Consider the following 2,004-nt stretch of genomic DNA (forward strand, 5'->3'; position numbering starts at 1 on the left):
CGAAGACCAGCCGGTCGCCCGGTTCCACCTGGAACTCCTGGGTCACGTAGTCCGTCTCCTCGAACATGCCCAGCGGGAGCTGCGCGTCGAAGGCGACGGGCTCGACCGCTCCGTCCCGCAGCCGCAGCAGCTGCGGGGAGCCGGCGTCCACGACCTTCGCCCGGCCGGTGGCGAGCTCGAACTCGAACATCAGCACCGACAGATAGCAGCGCCCCTGGTAGTGCGCGTACACCGCCTGGTCGGCCAGGGCGGCCTGGTCGTCGATGGCGATACCGGCCCGCCGGGCGTTGCGCAGGGCGTTGATGGCCAGATTGGTCAGCAGGGAGGCCTCTATGCCCTCCCCCATACCGTTGGTGACGTAGAGCATGAGGTGGTCCGCCGTGGCGGACCAGTCGAAGTTGTCACCGAAGATCGCGTACGCCGGCTCCAGCTGCGCGCCGAGCTCGTACTCGGGGCGGGAGCAGGAGCGGCCGGGCAGGAGCTGCCACTGCATCTCCGCGGCCAGGGTCAGCCGGTCCTTGCGCCGCGCCCGCAGGTACACGTCGGTGTCCCGCTCGGCGACCACCATCTCGTGCCCGAGCACCTCGGCGATGTCCGCGAGCTCGTCCAGCAGGCCCGGCGCGCCGTCCCCGTCCGGCAGGGTCACCGTCAGCACGCCGAGCCGGTCCCCGCGCACGGTGACCGGCAGATGGACGCGAGCGGCCCCCTCCTGCGGACCCTCCACGAACGGCTCCTGGGCGCCGAAGGCGCGGCCGGCGGCACTGCCGTGCACCGACACCGGCTCCCCCGGGTGGGGCGCCGCCGACAGCGGCTGCAGGACGGTGAGACCGTAATCGGCCAGGTACAGCTCGACGGAGCGCGCGGCGTACTCCTCGGCCAGCACCCGGCGCACAACGTCGAACAACTCGTGCGGAGCCGCCGTGCGCAGGGCGCGCTCGGCGGTCACAAATCTGTTCACGACGGTAAATACACCAATCTTTCGACGGACACACGGGCCTCGTCCAGGCGACGAGGCCACCCGGAGCCGGTCGCGCCGATCGTCCGAACCATCTCTTGCCGCTCCCGACACCTAGTACGCTGGCGGCCGTCCCAGTACCTGCGAGAGTGTGACGGTGACTGTCTTCCGCCCCCGCCCAGAGCCCGCCGAGGTCGCACGCGTGACCTTGACGGCGGTGGAGTTGCTGGAAGTCCTGTGGGGCCGGGCCTCGACCGCTCCCGCCTCGCCGTCCCAGATGCGCGTCCTGCTCATGCTGGAGCACCAGGACGGCATCAACCTGCGCACCCTCGCCGACTCCCTCGCCTCCACGCCTCCGTCCACCAGCCGGCTCTGCGACCGCCTGGTGGCCGCCGGCTTCGTCGAGCGGGCGGTCAGCCCGGCCGACCGGCGCGAGGTGCGGCTGCACCTCAGCAGCCGCGGTCGCGCCTTCCTCGACGACCTGCGCGCACGACGGGAGCAGGAGCTGCAGGCGGTGCTGGAGCTGATGCCCGCCGCCAAGCGGACCGCGCTCCTGGAGGGGCTGGAGGCGTTCTGCGACACGGCGGCGCTGCAGATACACGACAACGCGCCGCACGCCGGAGACCGGACGGCCTGAGCACCGGGCCGGGCCACCGCTCGGCCCTGCGTTGCAGGGCTCGGATGGCCGGCGCACGGAGTGGTCTCCGTCCACCGGAACATTGCGGATCCTTCCCCGGGCGTCACGACTCCGACACTTTGTTGCCTCACGGCCATTGTTGTCAAACGGCAACAGTCGCGGCCGTGGGTCTCCCTCCTCTGATACCCCGTCGTGCCGGGAAGCCGCTGTGAGCACCGCCTCGGCGGCGACCGGCCACCGCCTCGGGCCGTGGCTGCTCTCCCGGACATGACGAGGCGGGCCCGGCACAGAGTGCCGGGCCCGCCTCGTCATACGGAGCCACCGGTGAGCGGCATGTGGTTCAGGAGGTGCTGAGCATGCCCTCGCGCAGGCGGGCCAGCAGCCGCGTGATCAGCCGGGAGACGTGCATCTG

2 protein-coding genes are annotated in these 2,004 nt (G+C 71.5%); one reads left to right on the forward strand and one right to left on the reverse strand.

What is annotated here, in order from left to right:
• A partial coding sequence (locus IE312_RS22640) for a PP2C family protein-serine/threonine phosphatase (protein WP_229900299.1) occupies positions 1–958 on the reverse strand: 958 nt, incomplete at its 3' end.
• Between the two features lie 199 nt (positions 959–1,157).
• On the opposite strand from IE312_RS22640, the gene IE312_RS22645 reads away from it, so the two are divergent.
• A complete protein-coding gene (locus IE312_RS22645; protein WP_189984176.1) occupies positions 1,158–1,592 on the forward strand; it encodes a MarR family winged helix-turn-helix transcriptional regulator in 435 nt (144 codons plus the stop codon).
• Positions 1,593–2,004 lie beyond the last annotated feature (412 nt).

The sequence above is a fragment of the Streptomyces capoamus genome (assembly GCF_014654935.1).
GTDB classification, from domain to species: Bacteria; Actinomycetota; Actinomycetes; order Streptomycetales; family Streptomycetaceae; genus Streptomyces; species Streptomyces capoamus.